The following is a 15,092-nucleotide window of genomic DNA, read 5'->3' as shown; positions in this document are numbered from 1 at the left end:
CGGATCAAGCTCTCCGCCGCCTACCTGAACACCGCCGCGGGCGGCCTGTTCACCGCGGGCGTGGTCGCGGCGCTCGTTGCGACCGTCTTCGGGGTTTCGGGACGGTCCAACCTGTCGGCGTTGACGCTGTCGGGAGGCATCGCGATCTTCTTCCTTGCGAGCATCGCCCTCCACGGGTGCGCGCGCATCATTCGTGGAAGGCTGCAGCCATGGCCGACATTCAGATCGTGGCCTTCGTCGTCGCGCCGCTGATGGCGGTCGCCGTCGGCTTCGGCGTCATGCTGTGGTCCCGCTACGCGGAGCGGTAGGCCCTCACCGCGGCGGGATCGAGTACGTGCCGTTCGCCTGGGCGACGAGGTCGTCCGAGCCCGGCGCCGTGATCCGCACCTCGCCGACGGCGAGGCGCCGGCCGAGCTTCAGCAGCGTCACGTCGGCGATCAGCACCAGCCCCGCGGGCTTGCGCAGGAAGTTGAAGGTCAGGCTCGTGGTCACCGCGAGCGCCACCGGGCCGATCTGGGCGAGGATGGCCGCGTAGAGCGCATAGTCGGCCAGCGCCATCATCGACGGGCCGGACAGCGTGCCGCCCGGGCGCAGGAAGCGCGCGTCGCCGTCGAGCCGCATCCGCGCGGTCAGCGGGCCGACGGCCTCCAGGTGGTAGGCGCGCCCGCCCGCCTGCATCTGCGGGAACTCCCGGTCGAGGAAGTCGCGGGTCTCGGCAAGCGTCATCGCGGTCATGACGGCCGTTCCAGCATGGCGGTGCGCCGGCGGCAAGGCGGCGACCGGGATCGCGGGTCACCCCGCCTTGGGAATGCCCTCGGCCGCGCGCGCGCGGCCGAAATCGGCCTCGGCCGTCTCCTGCCCCTGCGCGACGATGCCACGGCGGATCGCGCGGGTGCGGGTGAACAGGTCGTGCAGGGCCGCGCCGTCGCCGTAGCGGATCGCGCGGGTCAGCACCGAGAGGTCCTCGCTGAAGCGCCCGAGCATCTCCAGCACCGCCTCGCGGTTGCTCAGGAAGATGTCGCGCCACATCGTCGGGTCCGAGGAGGCGATGCGGGTGAAGTCGCGGAAGCCGCCGGCCGAGAACTTCATCACCTCGGACTGCGTCACCTGCTCGAGGTCGGCGGCGGTGCCGACGATGTTGTAGGCGATCAGGTGCGGCACGTGGCTGGTGATGGCGAGCACGAGGTCGTGGTGCTCCGGCGTCATCGTCTCGACGACGGCGCCGAGCCCCTGCCACAGCGCGCGCACCCGCGCGACGGCGGCCTCGGGCGCGTCCTCCGGCGGGGTCAGGATGCACCAGCGGCCGGAGAACAGCGTCGAGAACCCGGCATCCGGCCCGGAATACTCGGTGCCGGCCACCGGATGGCCGGGCACGAACACGATGCCGTCGGGCAGGTGCGGGGTGACGGCCGCGACGACCGACGCCTTCACCGAGCCGACGTCCGAGACGACGGCACCCGGCTTCAGGTGCGGCGCCATCGCGGCGGCGACCGGGCCGATGGCGCCGACGGGCACGCACAGGATCACGAGGTCGGCCTGCGCCGCGCCTGCGGCGGCATCGCCGGTGACGTCGTCGGCGATGCCGAGATCGAGCACCCGCGCGCGGACGGCGGCGTCCGCGTCGATCGCGACGATGCGCTCGGCCAGCCCGTAGCGGCGGGCGCCGCGGGCGATCGACGAGCCGATCAGGCCGAGGCCGACGATGGCGAGGCAGCCGAGCGGCGCGGCCTCAGGCATGGTCGCCTCGGACGAAGGCGCCGAGTGCGCCGAGGAAGGCCTCGTTGCTCTCGACGCTGCCGATCGTCACGCGGAGCGCATTCGGCAACCCGTACGCCGCCACCCGGCGCACGATCACCCCGCGCCCGGTCAGGAAGGCGTCGGCGTCGGCCGCCGTGCGGCCGGGCACGTCGGGAAAGTGCACGAGCATGAAGTTCGCCACGCTCGGCGTCACGGTCAGGCCGAGCGCGCGGGCGCCCGCGATCATCCGCGGCAGCCATTCGGCGTTGTGGGCGGCGGCCGTCGCGGCGTGCGCCTCGTCGGCGAGCGCCGCCGCCCCGGCCGCCATGCCGGCGGTGGACAGGTTGAACGGCCCGCGGATGCGGTTGACCGCGTCCATCACGTGGGCCGGCCCGACCATCCAGCCGACGCGCAGGGCGGCGAGCCCGTGGATCTTCGAGAAGGTGCGGGTCATCACGACGTTGTCGGCGTCGCGCGCGAGCTCGAGCCCGGCCGCGTAGTCGTCCGCCTGGACGTACTCGGCGTAGGCGCCGTCGAGGACCAGCAGCACGTCGCCCGGCAGGCCGGCATGCAGGCGCCGCACCTCGGCCAGCGGCAGGTAGGTGCCGGTCGGGTTGTTGGGGTTGGCGACGTAGACGATCTTCGTCCGCGGGGTCACGGCGGCGAGGATCGCGTCGACGTCGGCGGTGAGGTCGCGCTCGGGAGCGACCACGGCGGTGCCGCCCGCCGCCAGGATGGCGATGCGGTAGACCAGGAACCCGTGCTCGCAGAAGACGCCCTCGTCGCCGGGGCCGATATAGGCGTAGGCGAGCAGCGAGAGCAGCTCGTCCGAGCCCGCGCCGCAGACGACGCGGCCCGCGTCGATGCCGTAGCGCGCCGCGATGGCAGTCCGCAGCAGCGTGGAGGTGCCGTCGGGATAGTTCTCGAGCTTGGCCGTGGCCGCCTGCATCGCCGCCATCGCCGCCGGGCTCGGGCCGAGCGGCGTCTCGTTCGACGACAGCTTGTGGATCTTGGCGTGACCCGGCGCCCCGCTCTTGCCGGGCACGTAGGGGTCGATCGCCAGGACGCCCGGACGGGGCACCGGGCGGAGACGGGGAGAGGCGGACATTGGTGTTCGCAGCCTGCAGAAGAAACGCGGGTGGCGCCCGTCTACAGCATTTCGCGCCGCGATGAAGCGGGGCGCGACCGGATCGGCCGCCCGGCGGCCCTCACACCCGGAACCGCGCCGCGTGGCTGCCGGTCTCGTCGAGGCTCGATACCGCCGCGCCCGCCCCGTCCAGGGCCTCGGCGAGCTGGCGCGTGCCGACGCCGCCCGGCACCGCCAGCAGCAGGCGCTCGACCTCGCCCTTGGGCTTGGCCCGCGCCACCACCTCGCCGTAGAGCCCCTGCACGGCGCGCTCGGCCTCCTCCGTCCAGGCGCCGCAGCGCACCGCCCACAGCACCCAGTCGCGCTGCGCCGCCGCCGGATCGTCGAGGGGCTTGGCCACCACGAAGACCGGCGTGCCGGCCGGGTGGGCCGGCCGCTCGATGAAGGGCAGCCGGGCGATCACCTTCGGCCGGCCTGCGCCGATCAGGCCCTCCCACCAGGCCTCTCCCTTCGCCGACCCCTTCGCGGGCACCTGGGCGGCGCGCGGGTCGAAGCGGAAGATGCCGAGGTCGCCGCGCGAGGCCGCCACCGCCTCGATCACCGCCGCGCAGGTCGGGTGGGGCCGGTAGGGCACGGTGAAGCCGAAGTGGAAGCGGGCGGAGTCGCGCATCGCCGGATCGCCGGCGGAGATGTCGGCATGCACCGAGAACGGCGCCTGGACGTAGGTGAACGTCGCGATGATGACCCGCCAGATCCCCTCGACGGTGTCGAGCGGCAGCAGCCCGCGGTGGCGCTCGGCGACGCGCCGCATCATCGCGGCCTCGCGACCGGGACGGAAGGCGGAGCCCGAGGCCGACGTGCCCTTCACCGCGATCAGCCGGTCGATGATCCCGCCGCGCTGGATCAGCAGCGCGTGCATCTCGGCGTCGATCCGATCGATCTCGGCCCGGAGGGCGGCGAGGTCTTCCATCGGCGGCGCGGCTCGTTTGGGGAAGCGCATGGTTCGACAAGCTGAGGACGGGGCTGCTCGCGCGTGTTTACGGCCCGCCGCGCCGAAGGGCCAGCGCAGCAGGGCCGTGCGATCGACAACGGAGGGCGGATGAACGGCCTTCCGGCGGCCCCTTTCGTTGACGCTCGGCGGCGGGCACACTACGTCCGGTGCAGCGGCGGGCGCGGGAAGCGGGCGGCCTCGCGATTCCTTCGGCCCCTTCGGCGCGCGAGAAGCCGTTTCCAGACGCCTCATGGACAATCCCCTCGATACGGCCGTCACGGCCGCCTCCGCGACGGAGCCCGAGATCCGCAGCCGCGAGCCGTCGCAGGCGCGCGACCCGGCGGGGCTCGTCGCGCGGTTCGAGGCCGGGCAGCCGCTGACCATGGATTCGGGCGCCGCGCTCGCGCCGTTCCAGGTCGCCTACCAGACCGCCGGCACCCTCAACGCCGCGCGCACCAACGCGGTGCTGATCTGCCACGCGCTCACCGGCGACCAGCACTTCGCCCACCCCCATCCCGTCACCGGCAAGCCCGGCTGGTGGACGACGCTGGTCGGCCCGGGCAAGCCGATCGACACCGACCGCTACTTCGTCGTCTGCTCCAACGTGATCGGCTCGTGCATGGGCTCGACCGGCCCGGCCTCGATCGACCCCGCGACGGGCTCGGCCTACGGGCTCGACTTCCCGCTGGTCACGATCCGCGACATGGTCCGCGCCCAGGCGATGCTGCTCGACCATCTCGGCATCGCGGACCTGTTCCTGTGCATCGGCGGCTCGATGGGCGGGATGCAGGTGCTGCAATGGGCCTCGCTCTACCCTCAGCGCGTGTTCGCGGCGATGCCGATCGCCACGGGCGCGCGCCATTCGGCGCAGAACATCGCCTTTCACGAGGTCGGCCGGCAGGCGATCATGGCCGACCCCGCCTGGGCCGACGGTCGCTATCTCGAGGCCGGCACTCGCCCCTCGAAGGGCCTCGGCGTCGCGCGGATGGGCGCGCACATCACCTACCTGTCCGAGCCGGCTTTGCACCGGAAGTTCGGGCGGCGCTTCCAGGGCGGCTCGGCGCCGACCTTCTCGTTCAACGCCGACTTCCAGATCGAGAGCTACCTGCGCCACCAGGGCCTGAGCTTCGTCGAGCGGTTCGACGCCAACGCCTACCTCTACCTGACGCGGGCGATGGACTACTTCGACCTCGCCGCCGACCACGGCGGCGTGCTCGCCAACGCCTTCAAGGGCACGAAGACGCGGTTCTGCGTGATCTCGTTCACCTCCGACTGGCTGTTCCCCACGGCCGATTCCCGGGCGATCGTGCACGCGCTGAACGCCGCCTCGGCCCCGGTCGCCTTCGTCGAGGTCGAGAGCGACAAGGGCCACGACGCGTTCCTCCTCGACGAGCCGACGCTGTTCTCGGCGGCCCGCGGGTTCATCGACGCGGCCGCCCGGGCGCGCGGGCTGTGAGCGGGCGCGAGGACCTGTCCTTCGGCGACGCCGCCTCCGGCACGCCCTGGGAGGCGGCGGACGACCTGCCGCGCACGCCCGAATCCGGCGGCGCCCGCGTCGACCACCTCGTGGTCCTCGGGCTGGTGCCGCCCGGCGCGCGCGTCCTCGACATCGGCTGCGGCGACGGCTCGCTGCTGGCGCTGCTGCGAGACCGGCGCGGCGTTGACGGACGCGGCATCGAGCTGTCGCGCGAGGGCGTGAACGCCTGCCTCGCGCGCGGCCTGCCGGTGATCCAGGGCGACGCCGACACCGACCTCGAGAACTACCCCGACGACGCGTTCGACGTGGTGGTCCTGTCCCAGACCATCCAGGCGACGCGCAACCCGCGCATCGTGCTGGAGCACCTGCTTCGCATCGGCCGGCAGGTGGTGATCTCGTTCCCGAACTTCGGTCATTGGCGGGTGCGGGCCGAGCTTGCCTTCCGCGGGCGGATGCCGATCACCGAGATCCTGCCGGAAGCCTGGTACGAGACGCCGAACATCCACCACTGCACCATGCGCGACTTCGTCGAGCTGTGCCGGGCGGTCGACGCCCACATCGAGAAGGCGGCGGCGCTCGACGCGCGCGGACGGCCGATGCGCTTCTCGATGCCGTGGTGGTTCTGGAACCTGATCGGCGCGCAGGGGGTGTTCCTGCTCAGGCGGGGCCGCCTCGGAGCCGGCTGATCGGTCGACCGCGCCGGGCGGCATCGAGCCGAGGCGGACATCGATCGCGTCGATCGTGCATCTTCTCACGAACCCGTGAGCATTCGTAAGCCCGCCTCAAGATCTGCAGAGGTATTGGTTAACCGCGATTTAAGCGATCTCGGGCGATCTTCGGCTGTCCAACGTGATCGGATAGATCGATGCTCCGTCTTTCAAACATCAAAATCCTGCCGAAGCTCATTGCCGTGATCGCATCGATCGCCGTCGTCGTCGGTGGGTGCGTCTGGTATGCGCAGGCGCGCATGACCACGATCGACGACGCCTACAGCCTCCTGATCGTCCACGAGGCGAAAGGCGTCGCGAGCGTGCGCCGGGCAAACGGCCTGATGTTCGAGCTCAACTACTGGGTCTACCGCATCATCGCCGAGACCGACGAGGCCCAGATCAGGAGCGCCAATGCGGGCTTCGAGGCGGTGCTGCCCAACATGCGGCAGGCGCTGGCCGCCCTCCGTGAGCAGGCGCCTGCCTTCGGCGCGCGCGTCGAGGCGCAGAACGCCCGGGTCGACCGGTTCCTCAAGGACGTGACCGAGGTGCGCAGGCTCGGGACCGCGAACGAGAACGCGGACGCCATAGCCCTCGTGCACAGCGCCATCGATCCGACCTTCGCCACCATGACGGACGAAGGCAGCAGGCTCGCGCACGACATTGCCGCCTATATGGAGCATCAATCCGACGTCCTGACTGATCAGACGAATGCGACGCGCTACACCCTGATGGCGCTGGCCGCTCTCGGCCTCCTGGTCGGCCTCGTCGCCGCGACCCTGGTGTCGATCGTCGGCATCACGCGTCCGCTGGGTCGGCTGGTCGTCGTCCTCCAACGTATGGAAAACGGCGAGATCGATGCGCAGATCGCCGAGGCGCGCCGCGGCGACGAGGTCGGCTCCGTCGGCCGGGCCGTCGAAGGCATCACGGCCATGGTTGCCCGGAAGGCCGCCGAGCAGGCGGAGATCAAGGGCATCGCTGACGCGGCGGCGGCCTCCGAGCGCAAGCGCGTCATGACGGAGCTGGCCGACGGGTTCGAACGGGCGGTCGGCGGCATCGTCGGCATGGTGTCCTCCTCCGCCACCGGGCTGCAGGCCACCGCCCAGACGATGACCGCGACCGCACGGGAGACGGCCAGCCAATCGTCCACCGTGGCGGCCGCCGCCGAGGAGGCGGCCTCCAACGTGAATACCGTGGCGGCGGCGGCGGAAGAGCTCGGCTCGTCGGTCCAGGAGATCGGGCGGCAGGTCTCCGGCTCGGCCGACCTCGCGCAGACGGCGGTCTCCGAAGCGGAGCAGACCGGACGCCTGGTTCACGAACTGAGCCAGGCGGCCGCCAAGATCGGCGACGTGGTGGGGCTGATCTCGAACATCGCCGGGCAGACCAACCTGCTGGCACTCAACGCCACCATCGAGGCGGCGCGCGCCGGAGAGGCCGGCCGCGGCTTCGCGGTGGTCGCCGCCGAGGTGAAGGAGCTTGCCAACCAGACGGCCGGCGCCACCGCCGAGATCGGAAGCCAGATCGCGCAGATCCAGACCTCGACGCAAGGGGCGGTGCAGGCGATCGGGACCATCTCGACGCGCATCCGCGAGATCGACGCGGTCGCCGCGTCGATCGCGGCGGCGGTGGAGGAGCAGGGTGCGGCGACCCAGGAGATCGTGCGCAACGTCGCGCAGGCCTCCGCCGGCACGAGCGAGGTCACCGGCAACATCGCCGGCGTCGCGCAGGCTTCGGAGGAGACCGGCGCCGCGGCCGCGCAGGTGCTGGCCTCGGCGTCCGAACTGTCGCGTCAGTCGGAGCATCTGGGCTCGGAGGTCACCCGCTTCCTCGCCACCGTTCGTGCCGCCTGAGCCGCCGGGCTTTCCGGGGCGGCTCCGAGGCCGGGCATCGTGCCCGGCCTTCCTCCGTTCGCGGGCCCTCGCCGCGACACCGGGTGGTCAATGCCCGTCGAGGAACTCCAGCATCGCGGCGTCGAAGCGGTCGGTCGCCTCCATGTGGACGAGGTGGCCGATGCCCGCGAACACGATCGCCCGGCCGTTCGGCATCCTCGCGGCCAGCGCCGTCGCGTTGTCGGCGTTGCGGCCCATCCTCGCAGCGAGGTCCGGCGGGGCGTAGGGCTTGCCCGGCGCGTTGTGGTCGGCGCCGCCCATGACGAACAGGGTCGGCATCGGGAGCAGCGGGATCTCGTGCACCACCGGCTGGCCCCAGATCATGGTGTAGGAGTTCACGAACGATTGCAGCCAGCGCGGATACTCGCCCGCTCCCTTCACCCGCTCGCGCACCTCGACGAACGGCTCGATCGCCGATTCCGGCAGCGAGAGCGCGTAGCTGGTCATCAGCTGCCGGCGGTAGGCGGCCGCCGTGAGCTCGCCCTCGCGCTTGAGCAGGGTGTCGTTGGCGACCGGCGGCACGCTGAAGCGGTAATCCTCCAGGCCGAGCGGCGCCTCGAGGACGAGGCTGTTGACCCGGTCGGGGGCGTTGCGTGCCAACCGCACGGCCAGCATCCCGCCCATCGAGTGGGCGACCACGTCGACCCGGCGTAGGGCCAGGTGATCGAGCAGCGCGACGGTGTCGGCGGCCATCGCGTCGAAGGTGAACGGGCCGATGGGCTTCGAGGACTTGCCGAAGCCGAGCTGGTCGGGCGCGACCACGCGGTAGCCCGCGCCCGTCAGCGCCGCGACGACCGGCGCCCAGTAGCTCGCCGGGAAGTTGCGGCCGTGCAGCAGCAATGCCGTGCGGCCGTTGGCCGTGCCGGTCGGCGCCACGTCCATGTAGGCGAGGCGCTGGGCCTCGCCGTCGCGCGACAGCGCGAGGAAGCGCACCGGATACGGGTAGCCGAAGCCTTCCAGCCCGATCCCGAGCGGCGGTGCCTCCTGCGCCGGCGCCGCCATCGGCATCAGCGGCAACAGGGCGAGCAGCAGGGCGGTGGTCCGCGTCATCGTCGGCATCGGGGCGTCATCCGTCGGATCGAGGCGACGACGCGATGGCGCGTCGCGAAGGCGGAAAAGCGGCGCACGGGCGAAGGATCCCGCGGCCATGTCACCGGCGCGCTGCTCAAGCCTGCGTGAAGCCGCTATGTGCGGGCGCAAGCGCCAGGCGAACCCACGGCGGCGGGCCCGGCCGGGGTCGGCCCAGAACGAGGTTTTCGACGATGACCGAGACGGCCGGATCGTCCGGACGACGCGCGATCCGCGGGGCGGAGGAGGAAGCGCAGGCGGCAAGCGGCCTCGGCGACGGGAGCCCGGCCGCCGCGAGGCCGGCCGACGGGCTTCCCCCGCGCGAGCGCCTGCTGGCGATGGCGGCGGTGTCGCTCGCCATGACCATGGCGGTGCTCGACGGGGCGATCGTCAACGTGGCGCTGCCGGTGATGGCCAAGGACCTCGCGGTCGATCCGGCCGCGGCGATCTTCGTGGTCAACGGCTACCAGATCGCGGTGACGGCGGCGCTCCTGCCCTTCGCCTCCCTCGGCGACATCCTCGGCTACAAGCGCGTGTACCTCGCCGGGCTGGCGGCGTTCGTTGCGGCCTCGCTCGCCTGCGCCTTCGCGCCGAGCCTCGGCTTCCTGATCGCCGGGCGCCTGGCGCAGGGGCTCGGCGCCGCCGGCGTGATGAGCGTCAACATCGCGCTGGTGCGCTTCATCTATCCCCACCGGATGATCGGCCGCGGCGTCGGCAACGTGGCGCTCGTCGTCGCCGTCGCCTCCGCGGCCGGCCCGACTGTCGCCGCCGCGATCCTCTCGGTGGCGTCCTGGCCGTGGCTGTTCCTGGTCAACCTGCCTGTGGGCGGCCTCGCCTTCCTCGTCGCCTCGCGGACGCTGCCGGCGACGCCGCGCAGCGGCGCGCGTTTCGACGCGTTGAGCGCGGTGCTGAACGCGCTGACCTTCGGCCTGCTGATCGTCGGCGTCGACCGCCTCGGCGACGCCGACGGACGGGCGATCGCCTTCGCCGAGATCGCGGGCGCCGTCGCGGTCGGCGCGGTGTTCGTGCTGTACCAGCTGCGCCTGCGGGCTCCGCTGCTGCCGGTGGACCTCCTGCGGATCCCGGCCTTCGCGCTGTCGATGGCGACCTCGATCGCCTCGTTCGCGGCGCAGATGAGCGCCTACATCGCCCTGCCCTTCTATTTCCAGGACGTGCTGCACCTCTCGGGCACGCAGACCGGCTTCCTGATGACGCCCTGGCCGATCGCGATCGCGGCGATGGCGCCGGTCGCCGGGCGGCTCGCCGACCGCTACCCGCCGGGGCTGCTCGGCGGCATCGGCCTCGCGCTGATGGCGTCGGGCATCGCCGCGATGGCGCTGCTGCCGGCGCACCCGGCGACCCTCGACATCGTCTGGCGGCTGACGCTGAGCGGCCTCGGCTTCGGCCTATTCCAGACGCCGAACAACAAGGTCATTATCACCGCCGCCCCGCGCGAGCGCAGCGGCGGGGCGAGCGGCATGCAGTCGACGGCGCGGCTCACCGGCCAGTCCCTCGGCGCGGCGATGGTGGCGGTGATCTTCGGGATGACCCAGGGCGCCGGGCCGGAGCGGGCGGTGTCGCTGGCGCTGTGGTCCGCGGTAGCGCTCGCCGTGTTCGGCGGCTGCGCCAGCGTTCTGCGGCGGGGCAGAGCCGGATAGGCTGCATGCCACCCGGGGCCGGACCGGCGCGTTGATCGGCATCGCGAGACATCGCGGCAACCAGGGATCGACCGAAATGGACATGAACCTGAAGGGCCGCCGCGCCCTCGTCACCGGCTCCACCGGCGGCATCGGCTTCGGGATCGCCCAGGCGCTCCTCGACCTCGGCGCCAGCGTCGGCATCAACGGGCGCACCGCGGAACGGGTCGAGGCGGCCATCGCGGCCCTGCGCGGGAAGACCCAGGCCGGCGAGGCCTTCGCGGCGGTCGGCGACGTGGCGACGGCCGACGGGGTCGCCGCGCTGGTCGCGGCGCTGCCGGACGTCGACATCCTGGTCAACAACACGGGGATCTTCGAGCCGAAGCCGTTCTTCGACATCCCCGATGGCGACTGGCAGCGCTTCTTCGACGTCAACGTGATGAGCGGCGTGCGGCTGTCGCGCGCCTACGCGCCGGGGATGGTGGCGCGGGGCTGGGGCCGCGTGGTCTTCATCGCCAGCGAGTCGGGCATCAACATCCCGGTCGAGATGGTCCATTACGGGATGACGAAGACGGCGCAGCTCGCGGTCTCGCGCGGGCTCGCCGAGACGGTCTCGGGCACCGGCGTCACGGTCAACAGCGTGCTGCCGGGGCCGACCCTGTCGGAGGGCGTCGCCGATTTCATGAAGCAGATGGCCGGCGGATCGGGCGAGGCCGATCTCGACGCCCTCGGCCGCCAGTTCGTCGCCGAGCACCGCCCGACGTCGCTGATCGGGCGGCTGGCCAGCGTCGAGGAAGTGGCCAACATGGTGGCCTACGTCTGCAGCCCGGCGGCGAGCGCGACCAGCGGCGCGGCGCTTCGGGTGGATGGCGGCGTCCTGCGCAACATCGCCTGACGCCTGATCGGGTCGCGCGGGGCGGCGTGGCGCCGCCCCGTTCGAGCGCACCGTCGAAGCAGGACGATCCGGGAACCGCGTCTCCGGATCGACCCGACGACGGGTCCGGCGCGGCTCAGGCCTTGAGGTGGGCGGCGAGGTGCTTGTTCATCTCGAACATGCTGCACTTGTCCTTGCCGAACACCTTCTTGAGCTTGTCGTCGGCGAGAATCTCGCGCTTGTTCTCCGGGTTCTGGAGGTTGTGCTTCTTGATGTATTCCCAGACCTTGCTGACGACCTCACCGCGCGGGATGGGGCTGGTGCCGACGATGGCGCCGAGATCGGCCGAGGGCTTCAGCGGCTGCTGCAGGGCGTTCGGCTTGGCGCCGGCGGCGGCCTTGGTCGCCTTGGGGGCTGCAGCCTTCGCGGGCTTGGCGTCCTTGGTCTCCTTCGCAGCCTTCGGGGCGGCCTTTTCCGTCGTCTTGGTTGCCATGGGGTTCCTCCGGTTCTCGCTGCGAGCGTGAACGTGACATCCCCGCAGCAGGGGTGAGCATAGCAGCAAGAACTAAGGGCTAGCGCAGCCGTTCCAAGGGAAAACTGGAACAGTTCCCTTCATCATCCACAGGGTGTGGCGCCGGCGGGCGGCTTCGGCACCGGTTTTCGCGCCGCGAAACCCTTTCTTCACCCAACCGGAGGACAGATCCGGGCATGGTCAGCACCGCCCTCGCCCTCGCTTTCGTCTCCGCGTTCGCCCTGGTCCTCGGGCTCGGCATCGGCATCGCCGCCGAGCCGAATGCTTGCGATCACCCGCATGGCGGCGGATTGATCTGAGGGCGCGAAGGCCGGAGCGGACGCCGGATCCTCGCGAACCGTCCGGCCGCCCGGACGTTGGCGGCGTCGGAGGACGGCCCTCCCGCCTTCCTCCTCGCGCCGCGGAAACCTCTGCCCATGTCGAGCCTCGAGCCGAACACCCTCGACGGCATCGCGCACATCATCCAGGTGGCGCTGACGCCGGTGTTCCTGCTGTCCGGGGTGGCGACCCTGCTTAACGTCTTCGGCGCGCGCCTCGCCCGCGTGTCGGATCAGGCGGAGCGGGCGTCGAGCCTGCTCGCGGGCGCGAGCGAGGCGGAGCGCCGCCGCCTCGGCCACCGGCTCGACCGCCTGCGGCTGCGGGCGCTGCTGCTCGACGCGGCGGTGGTGCTCGCGGCGCTTTCGGGGGTCTCGACCTGCGGCGCCGTCCTGACGCTGTTCGTCGGCGCGCTGCGCGACGCCACCGTGGCCGGCGTGCTGTTCGCGTTGTTCGGCACGGCGATCCTGTGCACGCTCCTGGCGCTGGTCGCCTTCGGGACCGAGATGCTGTTCGCGAGCCGCGGCGTGCGCAACCGTGTCGCCCTGCGGCGCGCTGAGGCGGAAGCCGGCCCGGAAGGCTGAAGGGGCCCGCGGAACCCATCGCGGGTCCGAGCTTTCCCCTGCGAACGCCCGGGATGCCGGGTCCGTGCAGTCCTGCGAAAGGGTATCGCGATGCCGACAGATCTTCCCAACGAGCGCAGCATCCGCAAGGCCGGCTCGATGGAGCTCGACCCCTCGGCCGAGGGTGTCGCCATCGACGAGACCGTCCGGCTGATCGCCTCCAACAAGGTCGAGGGCACGGCGGTCTACGATGCCGCCGGCAAGCACCTCGGCGCGGTGCACAACTTCATGGTCGACAAGGTCTCGGGCCAGGTCGCCTACGCGGTGCTCGCCTTCGGCGGGTTCCTGGGGCTCGGCGAGAACCACCACCCGCTGCCGTGGAAGGCGCTGACCTACAGCGTCGCGCTCGGCGGCTACGTGGTGGATATCGACGCGGCGACGCTCGCCGGCGCGCCGAGCCACGGCGCCGGCGAGGACGGCTTCGCCGATCCGGCCTATGGCGGCCGGCTCGACGACTATTACGGTCGCGGCCCGAAAGCGGCCTGACGATCAGAACTTGCCGCCGAGGCCGACGCTGCCGCCGGGCGTCAGGGACGGCGTCATGCCGCCCGACGACCCGCCGCTGGTGGGCTCGCCGTCGATCTCCTCGCGGCGGATGCGGCGCGCGCCGTCGTTCGCGGCGCGCGCGTCGTTGCGCTTGTCCTTGGGCAGGTCGAGTGTCCGGGTCGGCGCCGTCGCCAGCGGGCGCCCGTCGGAATCGACGTTGGCCATGCGCGCCTCGCGGCCCGGAAGGGCGCCGCGCAGCGACGGCGGCGGCCCGACCTCGGCCGCCGGCATCACGCCGCCGCCGCCGCCCAGCGCCCCGCCGAGCGCCTGGCATCCGGCCAGGGCCGCGCCGAGGCAGAGGGCGGTGGCCGTCAGCGCGAGCGGGCGGCGGAGGCGACCCGCGGCGGTCGAAGGCGAGGCAGGCAGAGGCGAGGCGGCCATGGGCGGTGAAGTCCTGTCTTCTCGTGGCGGCCAAGGTGGGACCGGGCCGCCGTCATGTCGTTGACGGTCTCTCTACGATGCAGTTTGGGCGAAAACCAGACGCCGCCGCGTCCATCCCGGGACGCGGCGCGAGGCCTTCGCCGACCGATCGGGAGCATCGGAGCGGATGCACGCGGCCCGAAACGTGCGGCGCGAAACCTGCACACCAAAACGTGCGGGTCGGGCGACCGGACGCGATTCACAACTTCGCCTTGGTCGAACGGCATGCGAAGGTCGTGCTCTCGTAACCCGTGACGATGCGGCGGAGACACCCGCGCGTCGCCACGGCCGCGCCGCGCCGACGCCAGCACTTGAGGACCTTGCGTGACCACACCGATCCGGATGATCGCGACCGCGACGATCACCCTCTGGACCGCCCTCCTCGGGAGCGCGTCCGTCATGGCTCAGGCGCCGATGGCGCAGACGCCCGCGCCGCAGACCCCGCCGGCCGGCAGCGAGACCGCGCCGGCGACACCGGCCGCGCCGCCCCCGGTCGCCCCGACCGCGCCGCCGCAGGCCCAGCAGGGCACCCCCGCCACCGTCCTCGACACCCAGGATTACGAGAGCGTGCTGGGAAAGAGCGTGCGCAGCGCCAACGGCGACGAGCTCGGCCGGGTGATCGACCTGATCATCGACAAGGAGGGGCGCCCGCGCGCGGCGATCATCGATTTCGGCGGCTTCCTCGGCGTCGGCTCGCGCAAGATCGCGGTCGACTGGCGGGCGCTCCGCTTCACCTCCGACGGCAAGGTCGGGCGGCTGTCGTTGCAGCTGAGCCGCAATCAGGTCCGCGTCTCGCCCGAGTACAAGGCCGGCGAGCCGATCGTGGTCCTCGGCCCGGCGAGCCCCGGCCCGGACGGCGAGCAGGCGACGGCACCGGCCGCCGCCCAGCCCGCGCCCGCCCCCACGGCCGCACCGGCGCCTGCCGCCGTGCCGGCGCCGCCCGCGCCCGCGCCTGCCGCGAAGCCCGCGGACAAGCCGGCCGCCGAGAAGGTGCCCGATAAGTGACGGTGGCGCGACCGAAGGACCGCCGCGTCATCCCCCCCCGCGAGGCGCAGCGCCAGGCGAGGCTCGACCACGAGGTCCGCGCCCGTCCGGTCCGGCTGCGCGAGCCGACCGTCGAGCCGGCGCCCGCGGCCGCCGGCGCGGACGGGCTGTCGCGCGCGAGCCGTCGCGGGCTCGATCTGTTCGC

The 15,092-nt window shown here is 72.3% G+C and carries 17 protein-coding genes; 10 read left to right on the top strand and 7 right to left on the bottom strand.

The window, feature by feature from the left end; genetic code table 11:
- Nucleotides 1-312: 312 nt before the first annotated feature.
- The 4 genes from MKK68_RS07360 to MKK68_RS07345 all read right to left on the bottom strand — a co-directional run bounded on the left by MKK68_RS07360 (nucleotide 313) and on the right by MKK68_RS07345 (nucleotide 3,824).
- Nucleotides 313-735 (bottom strand): PaaI family thioesterase, encoded by a 423-nt coding sequence (locus MKK68_RS07360; RefSeq protein ID WP_147729261.1) that lies wholly within the window; start codon nucleotides 733-735, stop codon nucleotides 313-315.
- A gap of 57 nt (nucleotides 736-792) precedes the next feature.
- The gene (locus MKK68_RS07355) at nucleotides 793-1,737 is read right to left on the bottom strand and encodes a prephenate/arogenate dehydrogenase family protein (RefSeq protein WP_244029569.1); all 945 of its coding nucleotides are present in this window, start codon (nucleotides 1,735-1,737) and stop codon (nucleotides 793-795) included.
- On the bottom strand, nucleotides 1,730-2,845 hold the full coding sequence (locus tag MKK68_RS07350; protein WP_243935863.1) for a pyridoxal phosphate-dependent aminotransferase: 1,116 nt from the start codon (nucleotides 2,843-2,845) through the stop codon (nucleotides 1,730-1,732). The genes MKK68_RS07355 and MKK68_RS07350 overlap by 8 nt, the downstream gene beginning before the upstream one ends.
- A gap of 100 nt (nucleotides 2,846-2,945) precedes the next feature.
- Nucleotides 2,946-3,824: a chorismate mutase gene (locus tag MKK68_RS07345; protein WP_243935865.1), complete on the bottom strand. Its 879-nt coding sequence runs from the start codon at nucleotides 3,822-3,824 to the stop codon at nucleotides 2,946-2,948.
- A gap of 241 nt (nucleotides 3,825-4,065) precedes the next feature.
- On the opposite strand from MKK68_RS07345, the gene MKK68_RS07340 reads away from it, so the two are divergent.
- From MKK68_RS07340 to MKK68_RS07330, 3 genes are all read left to right on the top strand, one after another.
- A complete protein-coding gene (locus MKK68_RS07340) occupies nucleotides 4,066-5,271 on the top strand; it encodes a homoserine O-acetyltransferase (protein ID WP_279596203.1) in 1,206 nt (401 codons plus the stop codon).
- Nucleotides 5,268-5,978, top strand: a complete 711-nt coding sequence (gene metW, locus MKK68_RS07335; RefSeq protein WP_147727140.1) for a methionine biosynthesis protein MetW — start codon at nucleotides 5,268-5,270, stop codon at nucleotides 5,976-5,978. The genes MKK68_RS07340 and metW overlap by 4 nt, the downstream gene beginning before the upstream one ends.
- 179 nt (nucleotides 5,979-6,157) lie before the next feature.
- Nucleotides 6,158-7,849, top strand: coding sequence for a methyl-accepting chemotaxis protein (locus MKK68_RS07330; RefSeq protein ID WP_244029566.1), 1,692 nt, complete (start codon nucleotides 6,158-6,160; stop codon nucleotides 7,847-7,849).
- A gap of 87 nt (nucleotides 7,850-7,936) precedes the next feature.
- On the opposite strand, the gene MKK68_RS07325 is transcribed toward MKK68_RS07330, so the two are convergent.
- The gene (locus MKK68_RS07325) at nucleotides 7,937-8,947 is read right to left on the bottom strand and encodes an alpha/beta fold hydrolase (protein WP_409567193.1); all 1,011 of its coding nucleotides are present in this window, start codon (nucleotides 8,945-8,947) and stop codon (nucleotides 7,937-7,939) included.
- A gap of 347 nt (nucleotides 8,948-9,294) precedes the next feature.
- Between MKK68_RS07325 and MKK68_RS07320 the strand changes: the two genes are divergently transcribed.
- Nucleotides 9,295-10,614, top strand: coding sequence for an MFS transporter (locus MKK68_RS07320; protein WP_243932323.1), 1,320 nt, complete (start codon nucleotides 9,295-9,297; stop codon nucleotides 10,612-10,614).
- A gap of 76 nt (nucleotides 10,615-10,690) precedes the next feature.
- Nucleotides 10,691-11,488, top strand: coding sequence for an SDR family NAD(P)-dependent oxidoreductase (locus MKK68_RS07315; protein ID WP_147858299.1), 798 nt, complete (start codon nucleotides 10,691-10,693; stop codon nucleotides 11,486-11,488).
- A gap of 115 nt (nucleotides 11,489-11,603) precedes the next feature.
- Here MKK68_RS07315 and MKK68_RS07310 read toward each other — a convergent pair whose 3' ends face one another.
- A complete protein-coding gene (locus tag MKK68_RS07310; protein ID WP_147727136.1) occupies nucleotides 11,604-11,960 on the bottom strand; it encodes an SWIB/MDM2 domain-containing protein in 357 nt (118 codons plus the stop codon).
- A gap of 215 nt (nucleotides 11,961-12,175) precedes the next feature.
- Here MKK68_RS07310 and MKK68_RS29415 point away from each other — a divergent pair, with 215 nt between their 5' ends.
- The 3 genes from MKK68_RS29415 (at nucleotide 12,176) to MKK68_RS07300 (ending at nucleotide 13,423) form a co-directional block, all read left to right on the top strand.
- Nucleotides 12,176-12,298 carry a hypothetical protein gene (locus MKK68_RS29415; RefSeq protein WP_279593021.1) on the top strand — a complete coding sequence of 41 codons (123 nt, stop codon included), beginning with the start codon at nucleotides 12,176-12,178 and terminating at the stop codon, nucleotides 12,296-12,298.
- 117 nt (nucleotides 12,299-12,415) lie between these two features.
- Nucleotides 12,416-12,898 carry a DUF2721 domain-containing protein gene (locus MKK68_RS07305; protein WP_147841307.1) on the top strand — a complete coding sequence of 161 codons (483 nt, stop codon included), beginning with the start codon at nucleotides 12,416-12,418 and terminating at the stop codon, nucleotides 12,896-12,898.
- Between the two features lie 90 nt (nucleotides 12,899-12,988).
- Nucleotides 12,989-13,423 (top strand): PRC-barrel domain-containing protein, encoded by a 435-nt coding sequence (locus MKK68_RS07300; protein ID WP_243932293.1) that lies wholly within the window; start codon nucleotides 12,989-12,991, stop codon nucleotides 13,421-13,423.
- A 3-nt stretch (nucleotides 13,424-13,426) separates the two neighbouring features.
- Here the strand turns inward: MKK68_RS07300 and MKK68_RS07295 are convergent, their stop codons facing one another.
- Nucleotides 13,427-13,864: a hypothetical protein gene (locus tag MKK68_RS07295; RefSeq protein ID WP_243983963.1), complete on the bottom strand. Its 438-nt coding sequence runs from the start codon at nucleotides 13,862-13,864 to the stop codon at nucleotides 13,427-13,429.
- A 363-nt stretch (nucleotides 13,865-14,227) separates the two neighbouring features.
- Here MKK68_RS07295 and MKK68_RS07290 point away from each other — a divergent pair, with 363 nt between their 5' ends.
- Both MKK68_RS07290 and MKK68_RS07285 read left to right on the top strand, forming a co-directional pair.
- Entirely contained in the window at nucleotides 14,228-14,908 is a 681-nt protein-coding gene (locus MKK68_RS07290; RefSeq protein WP_405043835.1) for a PRC-barrel domain-containing protein, read from the top strand.
- Between the two features lie 2 nt (nucleotides 14,909-14,910).
- A partial coding sequence (locus MKK68_RS07285) for a hypothetical protein (protein WP_244029564.1) occupies nucleotides 14,911-15,092 on the top strand: 182 nt, incomplete at its 3' end.

Source organism: Methylobacterium sp. E-016, assembly GCF_022829745.1.
Classification (GTDB): Bacteria; Pseudomonadota; Alphaproteobacteria; order Rhizobiales; family Beijerinckiaceae; genus Methylobacterium.
This window is presented reverse-complemented; position numbering and strand designations above follow the sequence as displayed.

What these genes read in the sequence shown, in the direction of transcription:
- MKK68_RS07310 (WP_147727136.1), bottom strand. Translation starts at nt 11,960, where the DNA reads ATGGCAACCAAGACGACGGAAAAGGCCGCCCCGAAGGCTGCGAAGGAG.
- MKK68_RS07350 (WP_243935863.1), bottom strand. Translation starts at nt 2,845, where the DNA reads ATGTCCGCCTCTCCCCGTCTCCGCCCGGTGCCCCGTCCGGGCGTCCTG.
- MKK68_RS29415 (WP_279593021.1), top strand. Translation starts at nt 12,176, where the DNA reads ATGGTCAGCACCGCCCTCGCCCTCGCTTTCGTCTCCGCGTTCGCCCTG.
- MKK68_RS07315 (WP_147858299.1), top strand. Translation starts at nt 10,691, where the DNA reads ATGGACATGAACCTGAAGGGCCGCCGCGCCCTCGTCACCGGCTCCACC.
- MKK68_RS07355 (WP_244029569.1), bottom strand. Translation starts at nt 1,737, where the DNA reads ATGCCTGAGGCCGCGCCGCTCGGCTGCCTCGCCATCGTCGGCCTCGGC.
- MKK68_RS07295 (WP_243983963.1), bottom strand. Translation starts at nt 13,864, where the DNA reads ATGGCCGCCTCGCCTCTGCCTGCCTCGCCTTCGACCGCCGCGGGTCGC.
- MKK68_RS07305 (WP_147841307.1), top strand. Translation starts at nt 12,416, where the DNA reads ATGTCGAGCCTCGAGCCGAACACCCTCGACGGCATCGCGCACATCATC.
- MKK68_RS07320 (WP_243932323.1), top strand. Translation starts at nt 9,295, where the DNA reads ATGGCGGCGGTGTCGCTCGCCATGACCATGGCGGTGCTCGACGGGGCG.
- MKK68_RS07345 (WP_243935865.1), bottom strand. Translation starts at nt 3,824, where the DNA reads ATGCGCTTCCCCAAACGAGCCGCGCCGCCGATGGAAGACCTCGCCGCC.
- MKK68_RS07300 (WP_243932293.1), top strand. Translation starts at nt 12,989, where the DNA reads ATGCCGACAGATCTTCCCAACGAGCGCAGCATCCGCAAGGCCGGCTCG.
- MKK68_RS07360 (WP_147729261.1), bottom strand. Translation starts at nt 735, where the DNA reads ATGACCGCGATGACGCTTGCCGAGACCCGCGACTTCCTCGACCGGGAG.
- MKK68_RS07330 (WP_244029566.1), top strand. Translation starts at nt 6,158, where the DNA reads ATGCTCCGTCTTTCAAACATCAAAATCCTGCCGAAGCTCATTGCCGTG.
- MKK68_RS07325 (WP_409567193.1), bottom strand. Translation starts at nt 8,947, where the DNA reads ATGCCGACGATGACGCGGACCACCGCCCTGCTGCTCGCCCTGTTGCCG.
- MKK68_RS07340 (WP_279596203.1), top strand. Translation starts at nt 4,066, where the DNA reads ATGGACAATCCCCTCGATACGGCCGTCACGGCCGCCTCCGCGACGGAG.